The organism is Prochlorococcus sp. MIT 1327 (genome assembly GCF_047304785.1).
Taxonomy (GTDB): Bacteria; Cyanobacteriota; Cyanobacteriia; order PCC-6307; family Cyanobiaceae; genus Prochlorococcus; species Prochlorococcus marinus_D.
This window is the reverse complement of the sequence record NZ_CP138972.1, coordinates 1658547-1678038: the sequence shown is the minus strand read 5'-3', so window position 1 is coordinate 1678038 and position 19492 is coordinate 1658547. Positions and strand designations below refer to the sequence as shown.

At 43.7% G+C, this 19492-nt stretch carries 21 protein-coding genes; 13 read left to right on the top strand and 8 right to left on the bottom strand.

Annotation, left to right across the window (positions count from 1 at the left end):
* Positions 1-298 precede the first annotated feature (298 nt).
* Complete coding sequence (stpA, locus tag SIB80_RS08185) at positions 299-1504, top strand: glucosylglycerol 3-phosphatase (RefSeq protein ID WP_063420305.1); 1206 nt, start codon at positions 299-301, stop codon at positions 1502-1504.
* Positions 1505-2088: 584 nt separating this feature from the next.
* Positions 2089-3087 carry an arsenosugar biosynthesis radical SAM (seleno)protein ArsS gene (gene arsS, locus SIB80_RS08180; protein WP_063420304.1) on the top strand — a complete coding sequence of 333 codons (999 nt, stop codon included), beginning with the start codon at positions 2089-2091 and terminating at the stop codon, positions 3085-3087.
* Positions 3088-3118: 31 nt separating this feature from the next.
* On the opposite strand, the gene SIB80_RS08175 is transcribed toward arsS, so the two are convergent.
* Positions 3119-3424, bottom strand: coding sequence for a cell division protein SepF (locus tag SIB80_RS08175; RefSeq protein ID WP_063420373.1), 306 nt, complete (start codon positions 3422-3424; stop codon positions 3119-3121).
* 11 nt (positions 3425-3435) lie between these two features.
* Between SIB80_RS08175 and SIB80_RS08170 the strand changes: the two genes are divergently transcribed.
* Both SIB80_RS08170 and SIB80_RS08165 read left to right on the top strand, forming a co-directional pair.
* Positions 3436-3822 carry a DUF3721 domain-containing protein gene (locus tag SIB80_RS08170; protein ID WP_155724953.1) on the top strand — a complete coding sequence of 129 codons (387 nt, stop codon included), beginning with the start codon at positions 3436-3438 and terminating at the stop codon, positions 3820-3822.
* Positions 3819-4298: a hypothetical protein gene (locus SIB80_RS08165; RefSeq protein WP_063400594.1), complete on the top strand. Its 480-nt coding sequence runs from the start codon at positions 3819-3821 to the stop codon at positions 4296-4298. The genes SIB80_RS08170 and SIB80_RS08165 overlap by 4 nt, the downstream gene beginning before the upstream one ends.
* A gap of 16 nt (positions 4299-4314) precedes the next feature.
* On the opposite strand, the gene SIB80_RS08160 is transcribed toward SIB80_RS08165, so the two are convergent.
* The 3 genes from SIB80_RS08160 to SIB80_RS08150 all read right to left on the bottom strand — a co-directional run bounded on the left by SIB80_RS08160 (position 4315) and on the right by SIB80_RS08150 (position 6107).
* Positions 4315-4797 carry a Fur family transcriptional regulator gene (locus SIB80_RS08160; RefSeq protein WP_370520960.1) on the bottom strand — a complete coding sequence of 161 codons (483 nt, stop codon included), beginning with the start codon at positions 4795-4797 and terminating at the stop codon, positions 4315-4317.
* A 176-nt stretch (positions 4798-4973) separates the two neighbouring features.
* Complete coding sequence (locus SIB80_RS08155; protein ID WP_063420303.1) at positions 4974-5432, bottom strand: di-heme oxidoredictase family protein; 459 nt, start codon at positions 5430-5432, stop codon at positions 4974-4976.
* 279 nt (positions 5433-5711) lie between these two features.
* A complete protein-coding gene (locus SIB80_RS08150; RefSeq protein WP_236066116.1) occupies positions 5712-6107 on the bottom strand; it encodes a hypothetical protein in 396 nt (131 codons plus the stop codon).
* Positions 6108-6943: 836 nt separating this feature from the next.
* Between SIB80_RS08150 and mscL the strand changes: the two genes are divergently transcribed.
* The 5 genes from mscL (at position 6944) to SIB80_RS08125 (ending at position 11031) form a co-directional block, all read left to right on the top strand.
* Positions 6944-7336 carry a large conductance mechanosensitive channel protein MscL gene (mscL, locus tag SIB80_RS08145; protein ID WP_063420301.1) on the top strand — a complete coding sequence of 131 codons (393 nt, stop codon included), beginning with the start codon at positions 6944-6946 and terminating at the stop codon, positions 7334-7336.
* Positions 7337-7414: 78 nt separating this feature from the next.
* Positions 7415-8065, top strand: coding sequence for a hydrolase (locus SIB80_RS08140; RefSeq protein WP_236066115.1), 651 nt, complete (start codon positions 7415-7417; stop codon positions 8063-8065).
* A gap of 339 nt (positions 8066-8404) precedes the next feature.
* Positions 8405-8647 (top strand): hypothetical protein, encoded by a 243-nt coding sequence (locus tag SIB80_RS08135; RefSeq protein WP_236066113.1) that lies wholly within the window; start codon positions 8405-8407, stop codon positions 8645-8647.
* Between the two features lie 551 nt (positions 8648-9198).
* The gene (locus tag SIB80_RS08130; protein WP_328585578.1) at positions 9199-10740 is read left to right on the top strand and encodes a mechanosensitive ion channel family protein; all 1542 of its coding nucleotides are present in this window, start codon (positions 9199-9201) and stop codon (positions 10738-10740) included.
* A gap of 27 nt (positions 10741-10767) precedes the next feature.
* Positions 10768-11031, top strand: coding sequence for a hypothetical protein (locus tag SIB80_RS08125; RefSeq protein WP_328585655.1), 264 nt, complete (start codon positions 10768-10770; stop codon positions 11029-11031).
* Positions 11032-11163: 132 nt separating this feature from the next.
* Here SIB80_RS08125 and SIB80_RS08120 read toward each other — a convergent pair whose 3' ends face one another.
* Positions 11164-12270 carry a TIGR00341 family protein gene (locus SIB80_RS08120; protein WP_063420298.1) on the bottom strand — a complete coding sequence of 369 codons (1107 nt, stop codon included), beginning with the start codon at positions 12268-12270 and terminating at the stop codon, positions 11164-11166.
* Between the two features lie 649 nt (positions 12271-12919).
* Between SIB80_RS08120 and SIB80_RS08115 the strand changes: the two genes are divergently transcribed.
* Together SIB80_RS08115 and SIB80_RS08110 are read left to right on the top strand one after the other, a co-directional pair.
* Positions 12920-13048 carry a hypothetical protein gene (locus tag SIB80_RS08115; protein ID WP_328585576.1) on the top strand — a complete coding sequence of 43 codons (129 nt, stop codon included), beginning with the start codon at positions 12920-12922 and terminating at the stop codon, positions 13046-13048.
* Positions 13049-13188: 140 nt separating this feature from the next.
* On the top strand, positions 13189-13275 hold the full coding sequence (locus SIB80_RS08110; RefSeq protein ID WP_328585579.1) for a hypothetical protein: 87 nt from the start codon (positions 13189-13191) through the stop codon (positions 13273-13275).
* Between the two features lie 12 nt (positions 13276-13287).
* Here SIB80_RS08110 and SIB80_RS08105 read toward each other — a convergent pair whose 3' ends face one another.
* Complete coding sequence (locus SIB80_RS08105; protein ID WP_063420297.1) at positions 13288-14385, bottom strand: metallophosphoesterase family protein; 1098 nt, start codon at positions 14383-14385, stop codon at positions 13288-13290.
* Positions 14386-15722: 1337 nt separating this feature from the next.
* Positions 15723-15956, bottom strand: a complete 234-nt coding sequence (locus SIB80_RS08100; RefSeq protein ID WP_236068998.1) for a hypothetical protein — start codon at positions 15954-15956, stop codon at positions 15723-15725.
* Between the two features lie 257 nt (positions 15957-16213).
* On the opposite strand from SIB80_RS08100, the gene SIB80_RS08095 reads away from it, so the two are divergent.
* Both SIB80_RS08095 and SIB80_RS08090 read left to right on the top strand, forming a co-directional pair.
* Positions 16214-16408, top strand: coding sequence for a hypothetical protein (locus SIB80_RS08095; RefSeq protein WP_041384357.1), 195 nt, complete (start codon positions 16214-16216; stop codon positions 16406-16408).
* A 311-nt stretch (positions 16409-16719) separates the two neighbouring features.
* Positions 16720-17589: a proton-conducting transporter membrane subunit gene (locus SIB80_RS08090; protein WP_236066111.1), complete on the top strand. Its 870-nt coding sequence runs from the start codon at positions 16720-16722 to the stop codon at positions 17587-17589.
* 485 nt (positions 17590-18074) lie between these two features.
* Here the strand turns inward: SIB80_RS08090 and SIB80_RS08085 are convergent, their stop codons facing one another.
* A complete protein-coding gene (locus SIB80_RS08085; RefSeq protein WP_240951603.1) occupies positions 18075-18305 on the bottom strand; it encodes a photosystem I reaction centre subunit VI in 231 nt (76 codons plus the stop codon).
* Positions 18306-19492: the final 1187 nt, after the last annotated feature.

Below are 19492 nucleotides of genomic sequence, written 5' to 3'. Positions count from 1 at the left end.
TGTTGTTGTCTTCTTTAACCCTACGGATGCAGCTGATCTCAGGAAAATGGGAATTTGCATATCACCATATTAAAACGTTTAATCTCTATGATAAATCGAGCAGCTTCTGTTCAGATCGGTCTGCTTTTGTTGCCTTTAGTTCAATCAGGATCTGCTCAACAAACAGCTGAACTTTCACCTCGCGCCAATACAGCTGCTCATTAGTCAGCAGGTGCTAGCCACAGTGTTTCCATGTCAGTGGCTTGGCCCATCGTGCTCAACGTGGGAAGGTGTGTAGACCCGGCCATAGCAACCAAACATGGGCCACATCGACCTCGATCAGCTTTTGGCTGAGATGGTCAGTACTGAAGACCTCTTGATCGTTCAGGATCTTGACGGCGTTTGTATCCCTCTTGTCAAGGATCCTCTGACGAGAGTTTTGGATCCTGCCTACGTATGGGCAGCCAAAAGGCTTGAGGGGTCTTTCTCTGTACTGACCAATGGAGAGCATGGCGGACATCGTGGAGTCAATTGTGTAGTCGAGAGGGCTTTGGGTGATCCCCAGCTGCCGGCTAAGCAGGGCCTCTACTTACCGGGATTAGCCGCAGGCGGAGTGCAACTGCAGAATTGTTATGGCGAGATCAGTCATCCCGGCATTAGTGATGCAGAAATTGCCTTTCTTGCTGCACTGCCTAGCCGAATGCAGACCTTGCTGGAACAGCGTCTCCCTGCATTGCTTCCCCAGATCACCACTGATGAGATCCAAACCCTCGCAAAGATGTCAGTTCTTGATACAGAGCTATCGCCCACAATTCTCTTGAATGGCTTGTTTAGCCTGTCTCCTGACGATGTTGGTATTCAGCAATCCCTGCAAATTATGCTGCAGGAGTTGATGAATGAATTGATTAATAGTGCAATAAGTGCTGGTTTGCCTAATTCGTTTTTTCTGCATATTGCTCCCAACATGGGCTGTGATGGACAAGGGGAGAGGCTCAAGCCTGCGGCCCCTGGCGATGTAGGCACTACTGATATCCAGTTCATGCTCAAAGGTGCTGTCAAGGAAGCCGGACTATTGGTTTTGATTAACAAGCATATCGCTCAACACAAAGGCACAGCTCCTCTCGGCAAAGACTTTGATGTGCGTTCAGCACCTAAGACTCATCAGGGATTGTTGGATCTCTGCCGCAAACATATTCCTGTTGATCAGATGCCACTGTTGATGGGTGTGGGTGATACGGTTACATCCAATCCATCTCCAGATGGAACTGGATGGTTACGTGGCGGAAGCGACCGCGGTTTTCTTACCTTGCTACAGGATTTAGGTGCAACTTATAACCGAACCAATCGAGTGGTTCTTGTCGATAGTAGTGGTGGTGAAGTATACCGACCCAGCTTGGCGGATGAACGTTTACAAGGGATCAGTGATCCTGAGGATCCCTTGCATTTTGATGTACTGGTTCCTAGCGGCCCCAGCACTTACGTGGCTTGGTTTAGATCACTTGCTGAATGTCGTTCAGCTCGTTGAATGCTGTAATTAGCAATCTTTGGGAGGCTTAAGAGGAGACCATTCCTTAGTCCCTATTGGGCCTCAAGGGTGAGAATAGATATCAGCAATAGAGTTCCTTCACCTTGAATGATTGTTTTTAACCATGTCTTTTTTAGAAAGAGATTCTTTTTAAGGTTGATCATTTTTTAGTGTAAATATACATTGCTGCCTGTCGCTGCCCCTTGGGAAGCACGGCATTGAGACCTGCACTACTCCTCGAGTATTTTGCATCATCTTTGTAGCATGATTGATCGTCTTGCTATTTATCTCTCTCGATCGATAAAGCAAGAGTTGGAAAGTAAATGTTGTACAGACTTGAGCTCAAATTCTGCAAGCATAGGATTTCTTGTGAATGTTTTATTGTTGTCTCTTTGCTCTTGTGCTACTGGATGAGTACTTCAATAAAGAACTTCCTTTGAACGTAAGTAAAGTATTGCACTTCTATTAAGTCGTCTCGCCAAGGGTTCTGTTTGCAACGAATCATCAGTTTGTTTCGACATCAGCAGTAATAACTAACTAAGTGGTTTGTTTGCCATTGGCCACGTCAGGATGATTGCACTCAAATGATTTCTGTGTTGCCTTCTCACGACACATCAGCAACTTCGTTTCGATCTGAGGTTTTCCCGGAGCTGCATCGGGACAACCTACGTACTTTGCAGGTCAACCTTGGTTACCGATGCAACCAGAGCTGTGCCCACTGCCATGTGAATGCAGGGCCGACCCGTCTGGAAATGATGGATCCCCAAACCATGGCCTTGATACCAAAGGTGTTGGATCAATACCAGCTGGAATGTCTTGACCTCACCGGTGGCGCTCCTGAGCTTCACCCAGGATTTAAGGATTTGGTCATTCAGGCCAGCTGTTTGGGTGTGGAGGTTATCGACCGTTGCAACCTAACCATCCTCACTGAACCGGGCCAGGAAAACTTGGCGGCTTTTCTCGCCAAACATCGTGTCACTGTGGTGGCTTCTCTGCCTTGTTACGAGGCGGAGAATGTAGACCAACAACGTGGCAAAGGAGTGTTTGAACGCAGCCTTATTGGATTACGTCAGTTGAATCAACTTGGTTATGGGCAAAACGATGAGCAACTAATTCTCAACTTGATTTTTAACCCCCAGGGTCCTCAGCTGCCTCCTCCTCAAGCTCAACTAGAAGAGGCCTATCGTAAAGAGCTGAAACAACGTTATGGCATTGAATTCACCAGGTTATTCACGATAGCGAACATGCCGATTCAACGTTTCGCTACACAGTTGACAATGTCCGGCCAGCGAGAGAGTTATCAGCAGCTTTTAGAAGGTGCTCATAATCCCGATAATCTAAAAACGGTCATGTGCCGAAGCTTGATCAGTGTGAATTGGCAGGGCCAGCTTTTTGACTGTGATTTTAACCAGCAACTGAGTCTTCACCTTAAGGGGCCTGTTCAACACCTCAGGGACTTGCTGGATGTCGAAATTCAATGGCCTGGTCAACCAATCACTGTTGGACCTCATTGTTTTGGTTGCACTGCAGGCAATGGATCCAGTTGTGGCGGCGCCCTTCAATCTGAGGGAGAGATCGGTTAATCATTCAAGGCCCTGTGATCAAAGCTGATCATTAGCGCTCGATAGATTTGCTGCTTGAATCTCTTATAAGGGAACCTTGTAACGTCTTGATCGCGACAAGTGAAGGTGCAAATAGGAACACTTTCTCGTCAATGCGCACATATTGTCCATCAAGCGCAGTCACAGCTCCAATCACAAAATCAATGGTGCGCCGGGCATGTTCCGGGTCCATCCGACAGATGTTGAGCAAAACGGTGCGTTGCTCGCGGACAGCCAAAACCGCTTCAAAGGCCTCTTCAAAAACCAATGGTTTGAACACGACGATCTCGTGCCACCAGTCAGCAAACGGTGCGTCCATAGCCTCGACGCTTGTGGAGTTTTGGTGCAGTCGATGGGCCTGATCTAGCTCTCGCTCGCCAAAAGCGAGCGAGAGGATTTTGTGGTGCATCCTTCAATCTGGATGCATCATGGATGGTGGAAATAATGGAGCTCATGGGCCGATCAGCCTCAACTACATTAAGTGGATCGCTACTGTTGATTGCTGCAACGACTGGATTGACAGTTTTAATGAGCGAAGTAGGGATCAACGCTGCTGAAACATCAGCGACTGAACCGAAGCAGGCGATGTTTAGAACTCAAGCTGAGGCAGAAGCTGCAGCTCCACAATTTGGTTGCAAGGGAGCCCATCAGATGGGTCAGATGTGGATGGTCTGTGACAAGCACGGCATTCAAATGGAGTCTCAACACAATCCATGAACACTGCAGATAAAACTGGCGATGACAAAGCATCAGCACACTGCGGGAGCAAACCGAAAAAGCTGGCTATTGGGATAGCTCCTTTAGGCACAATTTCGATCGGTATTGTGCCAATGGGAGTGGTTTGCATTGGTGTTGTTCCCATGGGTGTTGTTTCCATTGGCGTTGTGGCCATGGGGGTGATCAATGCTTCTGTCGTTGGGATGGGCTTGCTTTCTGTTGGTGTAAGCACCATGGGAGTGTGGACGGCAGGTCCATTAAGCATGGGCTTGGTGTCTTTGGGTGGGTCGGAGATTGAAAATTCCCATCAGCATCACCTTCCCGTGAGCGGCAAGTCTTCGTCGCAGACGGACCCTCGCTTGATGGCCTACCCCACTCAATTGGAGGCCGAAGCGAAGGCACGTGAGTTGGGATGCAAAGGCGTTCACCAGATGGGAACCCATTGGATGCCGTGTGATCAGCATTCTCAGCATTGATGTTTGTCATCAGCCATCAATGGACATTGGTTGTAGAGGGTCTCTGACAAGACGGACATAGAGCCCTTACATTCAAGGTTGACTCGATCAGTTGGAACCCGATTCGCTCAGCAGCAGAGCGTCCAGCTTCCAGTACTGGCTTGCTCTCAAACTCCTCAGTACGACCACAACGCACGCATACCAAATGGTGATGATCAGGATGGTCGTGACTTGCTAATTCAAAGCGATGTCCGCCATCGCTTATTTCCAACTCGTGTAGAAAGCCCATGTCGACAAGCAAGCGCAGCGTGCGGTAGATCGTTGCTAGAGACACCTTCGAGTTTGCTTCTAGAAGTTGCCGATGCACTTCTTCAGCACTGAGGTGAATGCCAGAACCAATACTTTCAAAGAGATCAAGAACGCGGCGTCTTTGAGGCGTTAAACGTCGACCACCCTGATGCAAGCCAACCTCAAGTTGTCCATGGATACGGGCCAGGGACGAAGAAGTAGGCAAGGCCACCTCTGCAATGCATTTCTCAACAGTAACCGCTAATGAGAGTGATTGGCGCAATTGATGGTTTGAGATTCCTGCAAGCAAGGCAGCCTCTGAAGGTCGATCGCGTTGTTTCTTTAAAGTTGTTTGAGCCAAGCCAATAGTTGATCCTTCTGCCTTTGTGGCAAGGCCTGATAGCGCTACTAGGCAGTTGTAGCCTCGCCTGCATGCACGATGATCGCTTCTTCGAGGCTAGGCCCCATCCCGCGAAGTAAAAGGTCGGTGTAAGGCCAGATTGTTTGGTCCTTGATGACTTTTGCCAATGCTTGTTGATTGTTCCCTGTCCGCTGGCTGGGCACGTGACAGCTAGCACCTTGAAGTTGATCAAAGAGTGCTGATCCCATGTGGCCTAAAAGGTTGTGAGATGCTTTGTCTGTGGCATGTGCTGCGAGAGTCTGTGTGTAGTAGCTCAGCCCATCGAGATTTTCCCAACTGATGTCGGCAGGGCTGCCATCAGTAGCCATGGTGCTACGCGGCTCAGTTGCCGTTGTAAGTCCCATGTCGTCGAGGTAGGCGTTAGCGCTCTGTTGGTTCACACTGGTTGCAATCGCCTTCCAGCCAAATTGCACAATTCGCCATTCCCTATGGTTGCCGATCGTCAAAACGGGTCTACCAGGGATTCCGTTTATGGAAAAATTAGGTCAGTAGCAAGACTGCTCGTATATTTAAATTTTATTGAGTACAAATTGGTAAAATGTAATTGATTTTTCTGTCTATTTAGATTAATTGTTTGATCATAAGTTTAGATGAAACTGTTAATGCTCTTTAGCTAACGATACTTGAGACTGATTATAATCCTGCAAACTTACTCATTGGGTATAGCTTTTCTGAATTAGGTTGGCCTAGCCTTAACTAAGTGAATTGAAGCCACCATTAGAGTTTTAAATCTTGATCTGATGGCTAGGAGAATTTTTAATTCTCTTGCAAGTACGGGTTGTCATCGCCTGAACTCCGGCGAAAAGGCTTACTGAAAATGTTTTGATCTCAAGGTTTACTTTGTTGATCTCATATTTGAAGTAATGACTGTTGCTTGTTTGAAGTTTAGCAACAACAATAACTGGTGAGGTTGATTCAACGATAAGTCTCTCGATGACATTTCTATCTTCTTCAGATGGTGCAAATGGATAACTTATCTCTACTAATAATTTCTCGGGGTCGACAATGTATATTTCCTTATATGCTTTGCCTTCATAGATGTAAGAGCACATGAGCTTGAGTGGAGTTGCCCTTACAGGCGCTATATGCATCAGGGCAACGAAACCAAAGGTGCCAATCACTAAAATGGACGTTTCAATCCAACTCGTGGAATTCAGGTTTGTACACCTCTTCAAAAAGGATGCAAGGCAATTTTGATTAGGTCTAATCATCAGCTCTCTAAGTACGTTTTGATGTTGATGACTGGCAGGCTGATATTCCTTAAGACTAGCACCAGAGAAAAAAACAACGTATTAACATAAAATGTATCGGATAAGAATATCATTTTGACCGCACATCTGCGCTCTCATGTCACGGACAGATTTGCTTACTAATCTATTAGTAATTTAAATATTTTGGCCAGATATTAGCGTACTTGATCTGTATTTTTCAAAACATATCGTATGGTAATCTCATTTTAATCTTTTCTGATTCCAGTATTTATAATACTATTTTACCTTTCCCCTTGGGATTGTCTGAAACTGATCCATCGCTTGCTTGATGTTTCTAAGGTTTGCCTGCAAATGCACCTCCCCCCACCAACAAGTTGTTCTATTTAATATCATAGAAATACATATAATTCTATGATGTTAAATCACTCACCCCATCTCAATAGATTGATTGACTAGTCTGCTTGATACATCCGGCACACCCATATGGGCCTTCGACTACTCAGTAGTTCATGGATATACGCAATACTATTCAAGGAACGCATAAACGATCCCTTGGTCAGTGGAGGCCAGGGGATTTTTATTCTTTTGACGAATTAATCAGTTAAATGTATTCATTAGTTATTTGATAAGATTTCTTCTGACCAAGCCCTGAAGATTTAGAAGGGGTAAATCGTTTAAATTTTTTAGGATTGTGGCGTCATCTCACTGAGAGGGTCATTATGGTGTCTTCTTAGTCATTGCTTCATATGGCATACCGTCGCAAAATAACCAACGTCCTTCATGACTTCACTGAATTTATCAATCGCGGCAATGTCGTTGATCTAGCGGTCGCTGTTGTCGTAGGTGGTGCCTTCTCCAAGGTGGTGGATGCACTTGTCAAGTTGGTCACTATCGCTGCGATGGACCCTGTACTTCATAAACTTAAGGTAGAGACACTAAGTGACTTGCCCGGCGGATCCTTGTTGGTTGCAATAATCAATTTCTTGGTCATTGCCTTCGTGGTATTTATTGTGGTGAGGGCCATCGAGCGCTTCAAACGCAAACAAGAGGCTAATGCTGCAACAGGTCCAAATACCCAACAGCAATTAGCCGAAGCGGTTGAACGTTTAGCAAGTGCACTGGAGAGCCGTGAGCTTTGAGCTCATCAAACTCTTATACAAATAGTTTAGGTTTCTTAATGCACTGAACCGCTTCTGCTTGATTGCCTGCCATTTCTGGTGTATCACCTGAACATCCCTATCAACACAGATTATTCCGAAAACTTATTTTTGGATTTATCGACTTCGTTTACTGATTCTCTTTTGCATAGCCCAATGTTGATGCAATCTAAAGACACAGCCCTTTTGATTATTGATGTACAAGAGAGATTGATACAGGCTGTGGATGATCAGAAACAGATCGTTTGGAATATCAGGCGTCTGATTGATGCTGCGAATGTTCTGAGTATAGAGATGGCAGCAACGGAACAATATCCTCAACGTCTTGGTCATACAATAGAACTAATTGCGAAAAGGATAGTACATAAGCCTTACCCAAAAATGTCATTTAGTTGTGTTAGATGTGCAGAAATCCTTCAACAATTTAGGAAGTCTGGTATTAGTAAGATTCTTCTCTGTGGAATTGAAGCTCATGTTTGCGTCCTTCAAACAGCACTAGATCTCATCTTAAATGATTATCAGGTTTTTGTAGCTGTCGACGCAATTGGTAGTCGTAGGAGAATTGACTATGAGTTTGCATTAAGACGTATGGAGTCTGTTGGTGTGACTTTAACAACTACAGAATCAGTGATGTTTGAGTGGTGTCATCGAGCTGATAGAGTCGAATTTAAAACTATTAGTAACTTAGTAAAGGAGTGCTTGACTGAATGACAATGTCGAGCGTCACTTTATATTCCCGAATTTCAATTAACCCTAGCATTTGCTACTACCACCTTTCTCGACTTCATACTATATAACCGTGTGTCTGTTGAGTTATATCTTTACCTTTAACTCTACATGAGACTTCTATTTCGCTTGACTCTAATTATTATTTTTTTGAGCATTTTTGGGATGAATTCAAAATATCTTCTTTTTTATTGATTTTTCCTGGTAGCAAGTTGTGTCCGGATTCTTTTTTAAATGCCAATTATTTTTAGAAGCTTAATCCGTTAGAATTTATTAATTTTTTTGGCGCATTGAATCCTGTCTCTCAAGGCAGTACATCCACCTATGGCAATGCTGGTGTATTGCGTGAAGATAGACAAGTGTTTACATCCTATTATGGCTCTTCAAGCCGTTCTTGTTCATTCCACTGCCCAAGGTGGCACTATCCATAAATTTACTGCCAAGCAAGGAGAGGGAGAGCGTTTTCTAGGTTGTTATCTGGGAACTTGTAAATTCAGCAACAATATAGCTGAAGCAACAGCAGATTTGGCAAGCTTAGAGCCCTCAGTAAAAAAGTCAGAGGCCTAACTCGATAAATCTTTTGCTGCTTTTTTCTAACTGATTAGCGATAGGAATAGACCAATACGAAACTCTCTAGACGTAATTATCCTGCCTTGCAATAGTTATAGTAAGCCTTAAGTTAATGTTTGCCTTATCCATTTTGTTGGGCAATACATTTCTGCATAAGATATACGAATTTAGTAATTCATCTTGTGAAAAGATCCATCTTGTAGGTAATAGCATGGCCAGATTCCTATTCTTCTACTGCTTTTAAGTTTTGCTTTATTATTGGAATCGTAGGCGTATTGCATAGGCCAGGAAAATTCTAATTCCTGTTTAACAGATAATGCTTATGGATCAAACTTTTCTTGTTTTTGCTGGCTATTGATCAGCAGCTCATTTACTCTAGCTACAATCCTTAGATGGATAAGAATTGGTAATGCAACTACCTTTCAAAAAAAAAATTAGCTTTGCGTTGGTTGGTATGTCTTTTTTGTGGCTTACTGATCAGTCTGCTTTTTTTTCCTGCTTTTGCACAGATCTCGTTCGGGTCAACTTCAGCTCCTATCAGTAACCCGATGAACCGACCTGTCTGGGACCTTAATAGACCTTGGCGTTGTGGACGCCTTTACTGCAGCAGAGTTGTTTTTCCTGTTCGAATTCTTAGCCAGAACAATCGTCTCACTCTCGCTGCGCAGTCTTCAAATAATATCAGTCCACAGCAGGCAGCTCAGAACATTGAACAGCGAGCTCAATCTGTACAGTTAACTGTTAAATCTGTCAAAAATCGCCTTGTTAGTTTTTGGCGAGAGACCCAGTTGTCTGGTAAGACTTCTACCTATAGTCTACAACAAATCTACGATCCACGCTTCTGGTGGTTCTTACATCAGAAACCTATACATCCTCTTACTCCTGCAGTGCAGATCGGCACCCAAAATAAAGCCACAGTTATCTATTTGCCAGACAATCCAAAGTATCGTCTTTTCAAACAGACAGTAATTACTGTAACTGCTCCAGATGCTCAGCATGCAGGCATTGAGATCCCTCAGTTGGCGCAAGAGTGGCAGGAGAGAATAAGGGTTAATTTTAGTGATCGCCTGTGGGGGCTGGAATTTTCCTCCTCCTTTCCTGGATTACGTGTTTTCCTTTCTTTGGGCTTATTGTTAACTGGCATTTTAGGTTTGTTTCTTCTCAAGACTATACGAGCTTCATTGCTCTCCATAAATTCTCGTTTATTGCATAAGCAGGAATCACTTGCAGAATCTTTTAAAGACGATGTCATGGCTGCTTATTCGGGCAACCTTATGCCGCTTTCTAGTAATGACGGATATGTTAATGATATCGATTCACTTGATCATTCTAAGGATTCATCTTTCGTCGATAATGTCAATGAGTCTAAAACTCAAGACCCTAGTCCAATCATCAATAATCTTCCTCGATCAGCTGCTTATACGCACGTTTTATTGAACCAGACCCAGAACTTCCTAGAACTCGTTCTATTAGCAAGTAATTTTCTGCGAATCGCATTTTTAGTCTTAGTCTTTCTTTCTGCTACAGCTGTTTATCCTTCAATGCGTATATACTCATTTATTGCCCTACAGCAGTCGATTGCGATTCCTTTGATTTGGGTAGGTATCTTTATTTTACGGTTTTTGGTTGTCATCATGATTGATTTCAATATTAATAATTGGATAAGGCGGGTTACTAGCATGGAGGCTAGTTCGAAGCGCTATACCCTTAGGGCAAGTACATACTCTAAGGTTCTTAAAGGTGGAGCAACCGTAATCACTATCTTTCTAGGTCTCGTTTTGACTTTAACAACAATAGGAGTCGACCGGTCTATTTTTACCAGTGCTGGAGTAATCGCTGTGGGTGTGGGTTTTCTTTCTCGAAATGTGCTTGAGGATATTCTTAACGGATTTCTTATCTTGGCTGGCGATCGTTTTGCAATTGGTGATGTCGTTACGATCGGCACCTTTGGTGGCTTTGTTGAAAATATGAATTTATTCAATACTCAACTTCGTGGTTCTGATGGTCAACTAACAACTCTTCCTAATAGCCAGATTCGAATCGTAGAGAACCTTACTAAGGATTGGTCTCGAGTTAATTTTGATATTTAGGTATCAGCTCGCGAGAATCTTCGCCATGTGCTCGAAGTGGTTCGGCTAGTAGCCAATACCATGAGAGATAATAAGCAATGGAGTGATTATTTACTAGATGCTCCCGAGATCCTTGGGATTGATCAAGTGCAATCATCAGGTTGTTTAATACGTGTTTGGATAAGAACTCAACCCTTGGCTCAGTGGAGTGTAGGCCGTGAGTTTAGGTTGCAGATTAAAGAAGCTTTTGACCGGGAAGGAATTACACTTGGCGCTCCTATTCAAAATGTGTTTTTTTCTCGACAAAAATGATTGAATTTAACCACAATATATAAATTCTACATCAAACCAATCTTCTGCCAAATTTATCTTTTGCATATGTGATAGTTGGAGTCTTCTTGAATATTAAATTGTTAGCTTATAACTTCCTAGGCTGAGATGACATTACTTAAGAGTCTCTCTGTACTGATGAACTCGTGAAGGAACGATTCTTGTGTCTACATCGAGTTGTCGAACCCCAAACTCTTTTATTGAATCAAACAGTATTTTATTAATAGAGGCTACTTTTTCGTCTGTCAGTGTGCCTTCAGGGACATTGAGTACCAGATCTAGAACAGCACGATCTTCTTTTAAATTCACATACATATAACGGATCTGCATCTTTTGCTTAATTCCTGGCATTTTTATATTTGTTGCTCCCTGCTCTTGTTGAGTTGCCCCGATGGTTGAGAGTTCCATCTCAATCTTCTTTGTAATGTAGAACTTTCTTAAGGAGGAATTTAGAGGGATGCAAATAAGAATGATCAGTGCTAACCATGCTAATAATGGAAGCCATGAGCGCTTGATCGATCCATAGGACTGACTTAGAAAGGTTAGTGAAGCGGCAAAGGTGATGCCTATAAGGTTGGCCAGAAAAAGTATGAACGACCCTGTGGCAACCTCATGGTTGAGCCCCCTTATTACCCCTCTAGCAAATCTGGCACTGATCTCTGGATCAAGCGTCATCCCAATTCCACTAACGCAAAGTGGAGGCACAAGCGCAACGGCGATTGCGACCCCAGCTATAGAACTCGCAATACGCTTGCGGGTCAGAGAAAATGCACCAGCTATTCCGGCCGCAATAGCCACTAGCAGGTCGATCAGATTTGGTGATGTACGAGCCAGTATCTCTGAGCCTAAGACTCTTATCGGCATGAGCGCTGCTATTAATGCTGCTGTGATAACAACGACTCCAGTACCTATAATCAATGTCACTAATGATCGTCGGATCAACAGGCTGCTTGCAATTGATATTCCATACGCCATGCTCAAGATTGGATTCATTAATGGAGCCACGATCATGGCTCCAATTACAACGGCAGTGTTGTTGGCAATAAGTCCAAAGGTTGCGATTATTGTTGACGTGATAAGTAATACAAAAAATCCAAAGGAAGGCAATGAGTTGGCAATGCGTTCTTCATCAAGCACTTCAATTGGAACAGGTTGCTCCAAAAAAACAGACCATTGCCCTGTTAGTAAATCAAAGGCGCGATGCAAGGGATTCTTTCTCATTTCGTGATTAACTCGAACCTCGATGTTCAGACTATGTTATCCTTGTTCTAATTTCATCTTCCAGAAACTTTTCAAAATATTTGACCCTGTTACTTGTTTTTGTTTTATTAGCCTATCCATCCCCATTCTTCTTTTTCGGTTTAAGTTGTTATTATTTCAAGTGAGATTTTCTTTGTGCCTTTCTTTCTTTTGCTAACGAATGATAATAACTTCGATCCCTATCATTGCTTTGGCTTAGAAGCAAGATTATTTAATATTTATATTGATCGACTAAATTAAATTTTACCCATCTCTCTGCATTGGAACCAATCTACCCTTTCCGCCTGTTTGTACTGGTATCAATATCTCCATTTGCATCGTCTCTTTGTCAATATCTGCGAATTTCTCAGTTCCAATCTGTAGGTAGCTATTGATAAGTCTTTGTTGTAAGTGAGTCCCCCTCATACTTTTAGCTGGCGTTTATCAGGCCACCATCTCTTTCCCATTGGGTCTTGGTAGCTTGTCTTAACTGCTCGATACGTTTGCTCATGAATTTATGTCTAGCGGCTTGTTTATCTGGTTGCCAGGTCGGTCACCAACCCGCTGAAAACCTGTCGAGGGCCATCCAGATGTTTGTTGTGCCAGTTTTCTTGCTCCAAGTATTGGAGGTTTGCTGGTAGTTCTCAATGGCCGATTGGTTCGCATTATTGATCGTTCTCGTGAGCTTCAAGCTTTGACCCAGAGCCGGGATACACCTGTCTCATCAGAGCGTGAGAGCAAAACAGAGTTAAAGAATTGAAGAGGCGCATGGCGTTGGTGATGAAAGCGATTGAACTTCTCACCATCACGATTCTATTGGTTGCACTGGTTGTAGCTGTTGTCTTTATCAGTGTGGGCACTTAACTTGATCTTGCCTTACTTGTGGTGCCTTTGTTCGTTATGGCGATGGTATGCCTAATGGCAGCGGCCCTTCTCTTTCAACGCGAGGTGCAGTTGGCCACTACTAAGGTTAGACGATGGTTTTAAGCCTTTTTCTAATTAAGTTTTAACCGAATGCTTTGTTTTGTTGGCAGTTGATTTGTTGTTGAGATTGATTCTGGTTGAGCGCAGGTCCAGCCTTGGGCCAATGCTTGGTTGTAATGAACTGGGTAGTAGTTGTTCTGGTAAGACTTGCAGGCCATCGAGTTCAATAGTGGTCTCTACAAGTTCGCCCTGTTGGCTGAAAAGGTCGAGCAAGGTGATGGTCTGTTGTGGGGGGGTTCTGTCGTTGAGTCTTTGACGGGGTCCACTACCCATGCAACCTAGACTAAGCAGATTGGCGGAACCCACATGGCTCGGATACCAGGCGTGATGGTGGCCACTAATGTATAGATTTACATTTTTGCGCTGAAGCAGTTGCTGCAGACGTTCTGGTTCGTGTAGCACTTCGCCTGCACGATCGCGTCCCTTTGAAATCGCATAAGGCGGCAGATGGCCCATCATCATTCGCAACTTTGCCTGGCGAGCTTCTGATCCGTCTAGCTGGATCTCGGCCCAGGCCCAGTCATCCGCTGAGATGTTGGCAGAAGAGGCATCAACAACTAGCAAGAAGATTTCTCCATGACGAATGCTGTATCGGAAAGGGAATTGATGGGCATCAACAAATGTGAGTCCAAGTGATCCTTGGCGAGCACGCCAGAACTTTTGAGCATGCAGTCGATCGAGCTCAAACACATATCGCGAATGTGTGCGGCTGTTTGATGCATCATGGTTGCCCATGGTTGGAGCGAAAGACTCTTCTACAGTTCTTAGGGGGTGCAGTATCTGCTCATTAAAGGCAGACCACATTGCATCGAGCTGGTTTGAAGTGAGCCCGAGCTTCTGTCCCGCAACCATATCGCCTGCGCAAAGGACAAGATCGGGTTGCAGTTTGATTAAAAGCTCTAGGCCACGATGAACTTGAGACACGTAGCTGGTTGATCCGTAACTTGAGTTGAGGTCGCTGATCAGTGCGATTCGCTGATCTCCCCTTGGCAGGTCAGACAAGAGAGACTTTGACGGAGCACTGACCAGGTTTGCGGCAATGGCCCTATGAAGAAACAAGCTGGCCATTCCTGCTCCGCTAAGGCCTAGGAAGTCTCGGCGGTTAAGGGACATAGCGTTGAGGTTCAGGCCGTTGTTTGGTCATTCTGGCTTGATAGCGCAAACTTGTATTTGCCGTTCAACCTTCGCTTCTCTCTCTAGTTAGCCCTTTTGCTCCACATTTCCCCGCTGTCGATCACGATCGGCCAGTTAGTGTAGAGGTGCAAGCGATTTCTCTACCGATAAATAGAATATTTCCATCAATTTCTTTGCTCGACTTAGAGGTGAATTTGTTGTTATCGAAGCTCTTTTCGGGGCCTAATTTCCACACCTGCTCCAATCATACGAATCCATTGCTCGTATTTGTGTAGTTTCTTGATTCGTTATTTATCGTACTGTTGGAGCTTGTTTTTTTGGAGGCTTTCTTGTCAATCGAGTCTTTTTCAATAACTGTTTAGTGAAGAATAAAGACTATTGCTAGGACTGTGGAGTGGCTGGCAATTTAGATTTTTTTGTTAGATTTGTGCAGTTTATAGTTCTCTGCAGATCCATTTTAGGGCGATCAACTTTTAATCTTTTGTCTATCTTTTCTAAATCTCTATGATGACTTTGTTGCTAGCTAGGATTTGGAGTATGGGTCATTGTTGCTAAACCAAGCCTTGTAAGTCTTAGCTCCAGTTCCTGTATGCTGATCTTTTCACGTATTGATTGGATACGTGGTGTGGCCAAAGGCTGTACTGCACCAGTCGTACCAGCAAAAGATTGGCGCATAGAAAGGATTTTTGTGAAGCTGGCTTCTAAGCCTATACTTATTTGCGCAAATGCATCTTAAGCAAATATTAATATCGTAGTCTTGTCTGGGATAGGGCTGTCTCTCCCCAAGCCTTCTGTCAGTGGCAGTCAATGGTCTGGCCGTGAAGTCTGAACAGCTTCTTGTTGTTTTCTTTGCATAGGGTTGTTGATCACATGGCGATTCAACGCTTTTAATCGCGTAAGGGATAAGGGCTTTTGTGTGCGCTAGCGATATGGAGAGTAAGAGCAGCAAAAATCAGATCAAATTGGCCTATCCATAGCGATTATTGCGACCTAAGCCCCAATTTTGACTAGGAATGATTTGCTTGAAGCTGGTTCGAGCGCTTTTGGCGTCTCTGCTTTGATCGTTGAGTAAATATACCCAACTTGCGAGCTGTTCTGGGCTTGGGTTGCTTCAGTCGTCTCTTGCGTTGAGCGACTCGTCGTCGATTTCAACGGGTTTTAGGAGAGTGAAGTCTTTGATGGCCTCGGCAATCGTCATTCGAGAGCCTCTATGCGTTAAATCCTTTGCATTGAAACCGTTTTGCTGGGGGGCACCAGCACGGTGCTCTGCTGTTGGCTTTATCCCCTTAAAGAACTGCTGCAGAGTGTTCCTGTTCTTAAAGCTGACAGTGGAGGTTGAGACAGTCGTCCAGTTGCTTCTCTCGATGGTCCATCAAGGTGTCAAGCCATCTCGCTGCTTCGACGGGAGCAACCGTTCGATCTCGCAAGAAGTTGCAGATCAGGCGATAAAGCGGGCCTGCATCGGTCTCGACTCTTATTTGCTCATCTAGCGCTAGAAGCTGCTCAGGTGTACTGCAAGAACGAAGTTGATCCACGATGGCTTCGCGCATTCTGTTGATCATCATTGGCGGCAAAGTTACGCCTGTTCTCATCCTGCCATCTCATGCCGCTTTGTTTGCACCGATAACGGCTGCCTAAGGGGCTCTGAATTGTTCCTTGTTATGGCAGCTTGCTGATATGGCTTGATTTTCGGCTAATAGGCCTTCCATTTCAAGACATACAGAAAGGATGAATAGCCTCCACATTTATCCGCCGGCTTCTGTTCCCTGCTTTAGCATCGACATTGAAAGATCATCTGAGTATTGCGGTGGATGCAACGCCAAAGGACAATTCAGAAGCCAACGCTCGGATCTCTCCACGCGAGAAAAAGCTTGGCATAGCCGTTTCTGTCTCAGTATTTGCTTTGAATGCTTTAGTGGTACTGATCTTGATACTGGATCGCACGGTGCCCTCGTTTCACCAGCTTTTGATGGGTATTTTGGATTGGATTAACTCACTGTGATTCAGAATCTTGTTGGATATTCGGCTGATTTCCTTCAAGCTTGACTGAATCCTTATGCAGTCGACGTGCCTTTTCATAGTCTTGGCCTCATGTCCAAACGCTAAGGATCTATTTGGCGGCTTGCTCAGGCTTTGCTACCAACAGGGAAACTCGTCCTATTAGTGATGGATGAAATTCTCCAATTTCCATGTTTGGTGTCTTCGGCTTAATTTGCTTGGTTGGACTTGACGACCTGACAAAGGAACTTGCAACTTCTAACTTCACTAAATTCGCTAATGCCTTTACCTTCAGAACTTGCTTGGTTAATTCCAGTGCTGCCTTTGGCAGGTGCATGCTTTGTAGGATTTTTGTTGATCAGTTTCAAGCTCACCATGAACCGGTTGAGTAAGCCGGTTTCATTCCTGTTAGTTAGCTGTGTTGGTGCAGCAGCTGTACTCAGTTACGCACTTCTGGCGGAACAAAGGGCTGGAACTGCTGCCAGTAAGGTGATCTTCGACTTGCCAGGCTTAACTGATCTCAATTTACAGATTGGTTTTGTTGTAGATGGCATTGCTACCGAGATGCTTGCACTGATTAGCACTGCAGGAATGTTGTTGATGTTGTCCGCACATATTTATATGGTGGGCAAAAAAAACTATGTGAGTTTTTTTACTTATCTAGGCTTTTTTACTAGTGCCTTATTAGGTCTAGCCCTAAGTCCAAACCTATTAGAGATGTTTGTCTTTTGGCTGCTGGTTGGGATCTCTTCATACCTTCTAGTTGGTTTTTGGTACGACACCAATGGCTCTTCCAAAACAACCCAAAAGATTTTCCTGGTAGACCGTGTTGGTGACGTTGGATTTCTACTTGGTAGTCTTGGTTTGTTCTGGGTGACCAGAAGTTTTGGATTTGATGAAAGTGGCCCCCTTCTCGAAGAAGCGATTATCAGCGGTAAGCTTTCAAATCCAACGACTCTTCTCCTTTGCTTCCTTATGATTATGGGACCAATTGCAAAACTAATAGAGTTTCCATTGTATATCTGGCGGCCTGATGTGTTGAAAACACCCGTTCCTGCCTCGGCTCTCATTCATGCAACAACCTTAGTTGCTGCAGGTGTTTTTGTCGTTGCCAGGCTTGAACCAGTTTTGACTGCTGGAGCTAGGGCCTTGCCTGGAACGGTTTTGGCCAATTTATTTGTTTGAGTCATTATATTTAGTTTGCAGGGAGAGAGTATTGATAGTGATTAAGGTTATCCGTAAGAAAGATGATCAAGTCTTTAAGATCGAGGTTAGAGAGAAGTCGACGTTGCAATCTCGATGCTTTTATCGAATGCAATTGCATGCTAATAACCTTAAGGATATTATGGCTTAGAATAGTGCATCTATGTGCAAATCCTGTTTTTAATACTACGCATATTTCTACTTTGCATATTAGCTAAAGATTAGTTGAGGTTACTTAATTCATTTGATCGATTGGGGTCTTGGAGATGCTTCGCCAGCACTATTCATACCTGAGACTGTAACGCTAATTGTGTGAGTATTGTCAAAACCGTGCTTTATCAAGTGAGCCTGCCGTGCTTTTGCAAACAAGCTCAATATATATACTGAGTAACTATTTCATGAACCAATAAACCATTATTGCAATTTTATTATTTTTTGAAACCATTCTTGCCTAGAGATATATTCTTTTACTGCTTTGTCCAGATGTAGGTGATCAACCAGGCCAGCCCCGCTGCTGTGAAAATAGGCGTTACAACACTGGTAAGTGCTCCTAGGAACCCTGGAAGCACTGTAAACATCAGATTTATAATGTAAGGCAGAATCATGATGACAGCTGTTGCAATTCCAGCTGTTAGGGCAGTTTTTGCCGGGAGTTTCATGTCGTTGATTTTTGGCAATAGTAATGGGATCTGAGGCATAAGCTTAATGGCGGTTACTGGTTTTTGCTTTATATGCATAGCACCAATATATTGACATTGGCCAAAGTTAGCACTATTTGCACCGAATAAAAAAAGGATTTTGCCTAAGGCCTAAGGCAATAATGACTCTTGTCTGCTGAGGTTTTATACAAGTCTATTGGTGAAGATTATCCCGATTGGGGCTTGTGTAGCGGGGTTTGGCCTGTGATGGTGAGCAAGTCAATGTCAAGGTACTTGGACACCTGTTTCATACAAAGAACAATGATGACAACACTAAAATCCTCCCACATGAAAGATTCTCCCTTTTTCAAAGCTTCAGATATTAAGAGTTCATCTGTTTGTATGCGTTGTGGTGGTGTTGGCTATTTAAAGTCTTCGCCTGTTACATATCACACTTGTTTGACTTGCCTTGGCCGAGGCGTAAAACCCATACATACTTAGCCTTCGGTTCGATTTATATTATTAGAATGAATGATAGCAATCAACAATTAATTCCTTAAATAATTAACTCCTTGATATTGTCTCAAGCCATTTTTGATGATTAGAATCCTTAATTTACTTCTTTCTCTTAATTAGAGATAAGCGCAAAGACTCTATTGTTGAAAATAATCATAACTAAGTTTAGACAATATCAATGGGTGCGAAGTGGTTCTTTTTCAGTGTGTAATCAAACAATCAACGCGGGCCTAAATACATTACATGAATAAGTATTAATATTGATTCATGCTCTTAGTCTAATCCTTGCTTACCGGTCGAATAGTTGGTGTAGACGAACCCATCAAAATTCACTATGACGTGCTTGACGGCGAGCGCGCAGGCACTCTTCACACATACATGGAGGACCCTCTAGCCAGCGGGTATGAATTGTCCACGGGAGAAGCTCAGCAAGCTCCATATCTAACAATTGTTGAGTCATATGGAGGGATAAAGTAATTGGCTTTAACTTTGTAGTTGTTGGGTTATTAATTGATTTTCAAGAATGTCAATAGATTCATGGGCGACGGTGAATGTTTTGGCTGGAAAGGAATGGTACTTATTCAGTACCATTTGGTCATGAGCAATGGTTGTGTCAGTTCTATCAACACATGCTTTTCAGGGCTAGCCAGTATCTTGTAACAGAAGGGAGGGTATCTAATCGCCTAGCCCTTCACTCAGCCAATTCACTATCTTGCCTTAATGTCTGATTA

Excerpts from the sequence above, each read along its gene's own strand:
- SIB80_RS08110 (WP_328585579.1), top strand. The coding sequence starts at position 13,189 with ATGGCGATGGTATGCCTAATGGCAGCGGCCCTTCTCTTTCAACGCGAG.
- mscL (WP_063420301.1), top strand. The coding sequence starts at position 6,944 with ATGGCATACCGTCGCAAAATAACCAACGTCCTTCATGACTTCACTGAA.
- SIB80_RS08120 (WP_063420298.1), bottom strand. The coding sequence starts at position 12,270 with ATGAGAAAGAATCCCTTGCATCGCGCCTTTGATTTACTAACAGGGCAA.
- SIB80_RS08100 (WP_236068998.1), bottom strand. The coding sequence starts at position 15,956 with ATGCGCGAAGCCATCGTGGATCAACTTCGTTCTTGCAGTACACCTGAG.
- SIB80_RS08175 (WP_063420373.1), bottom strand. The coding sequence starts at position 3,424 with ATGGACGCACCGTTTGCTGACTGGTGGCACGAGATCGTCGTGTTCAAA.
- SIB80_RS08130 (WP_328585578.1), top strand. The coding sequence starts at position 9,199 with ATGAACCGACCTGTCTGGGACCTTAATAGACCTTGGCGTTGTGGACGC.
- SIB80_RS08165 (WP_063400594.1), top strand. The coding sequence starts at position 3,819 with ATGAACACTGCAGATAAAACTGGCGATGACAAAGCATCAGCACACTGC.
- stpA (WP_063420305.1), top strand. The coding sequence starts at position 299 with ATGGGCCACATCGACCTCGATCAGCTTTTGGCTGAGATGGTCAGTACT.
- SIB80_RS08135 (WP_236066113.1), top strand. The coding sequence starts at position 8,405 with ATGGCAATGCTGGTGTATTGCGTGAAGATAGACAAGTGTTTACATCCT.
- SIB80_RS08105 (WP_063420297.1), bottom strand. The coding sequence starts at position 14,385 with ATGTCCCTTAACCGCCGAGACTTCCTAGGCCTTAGCGGAGCAGGAATG.
- SIB80_RS08085 (WP_240951603.1), bottom strand. The coding sequence starts at position 18,305 with ATGCCTCAGATCCCATTACTATTGCCAAAAATCAACGACATGAAACTC.
- arsS (WP_063420304.1), top strand. The coding sequence starts at position 2,089 with ATGATTTCTGTGTTGCCTTCTCACGACACATCAGCAACTTCGTTTCGA.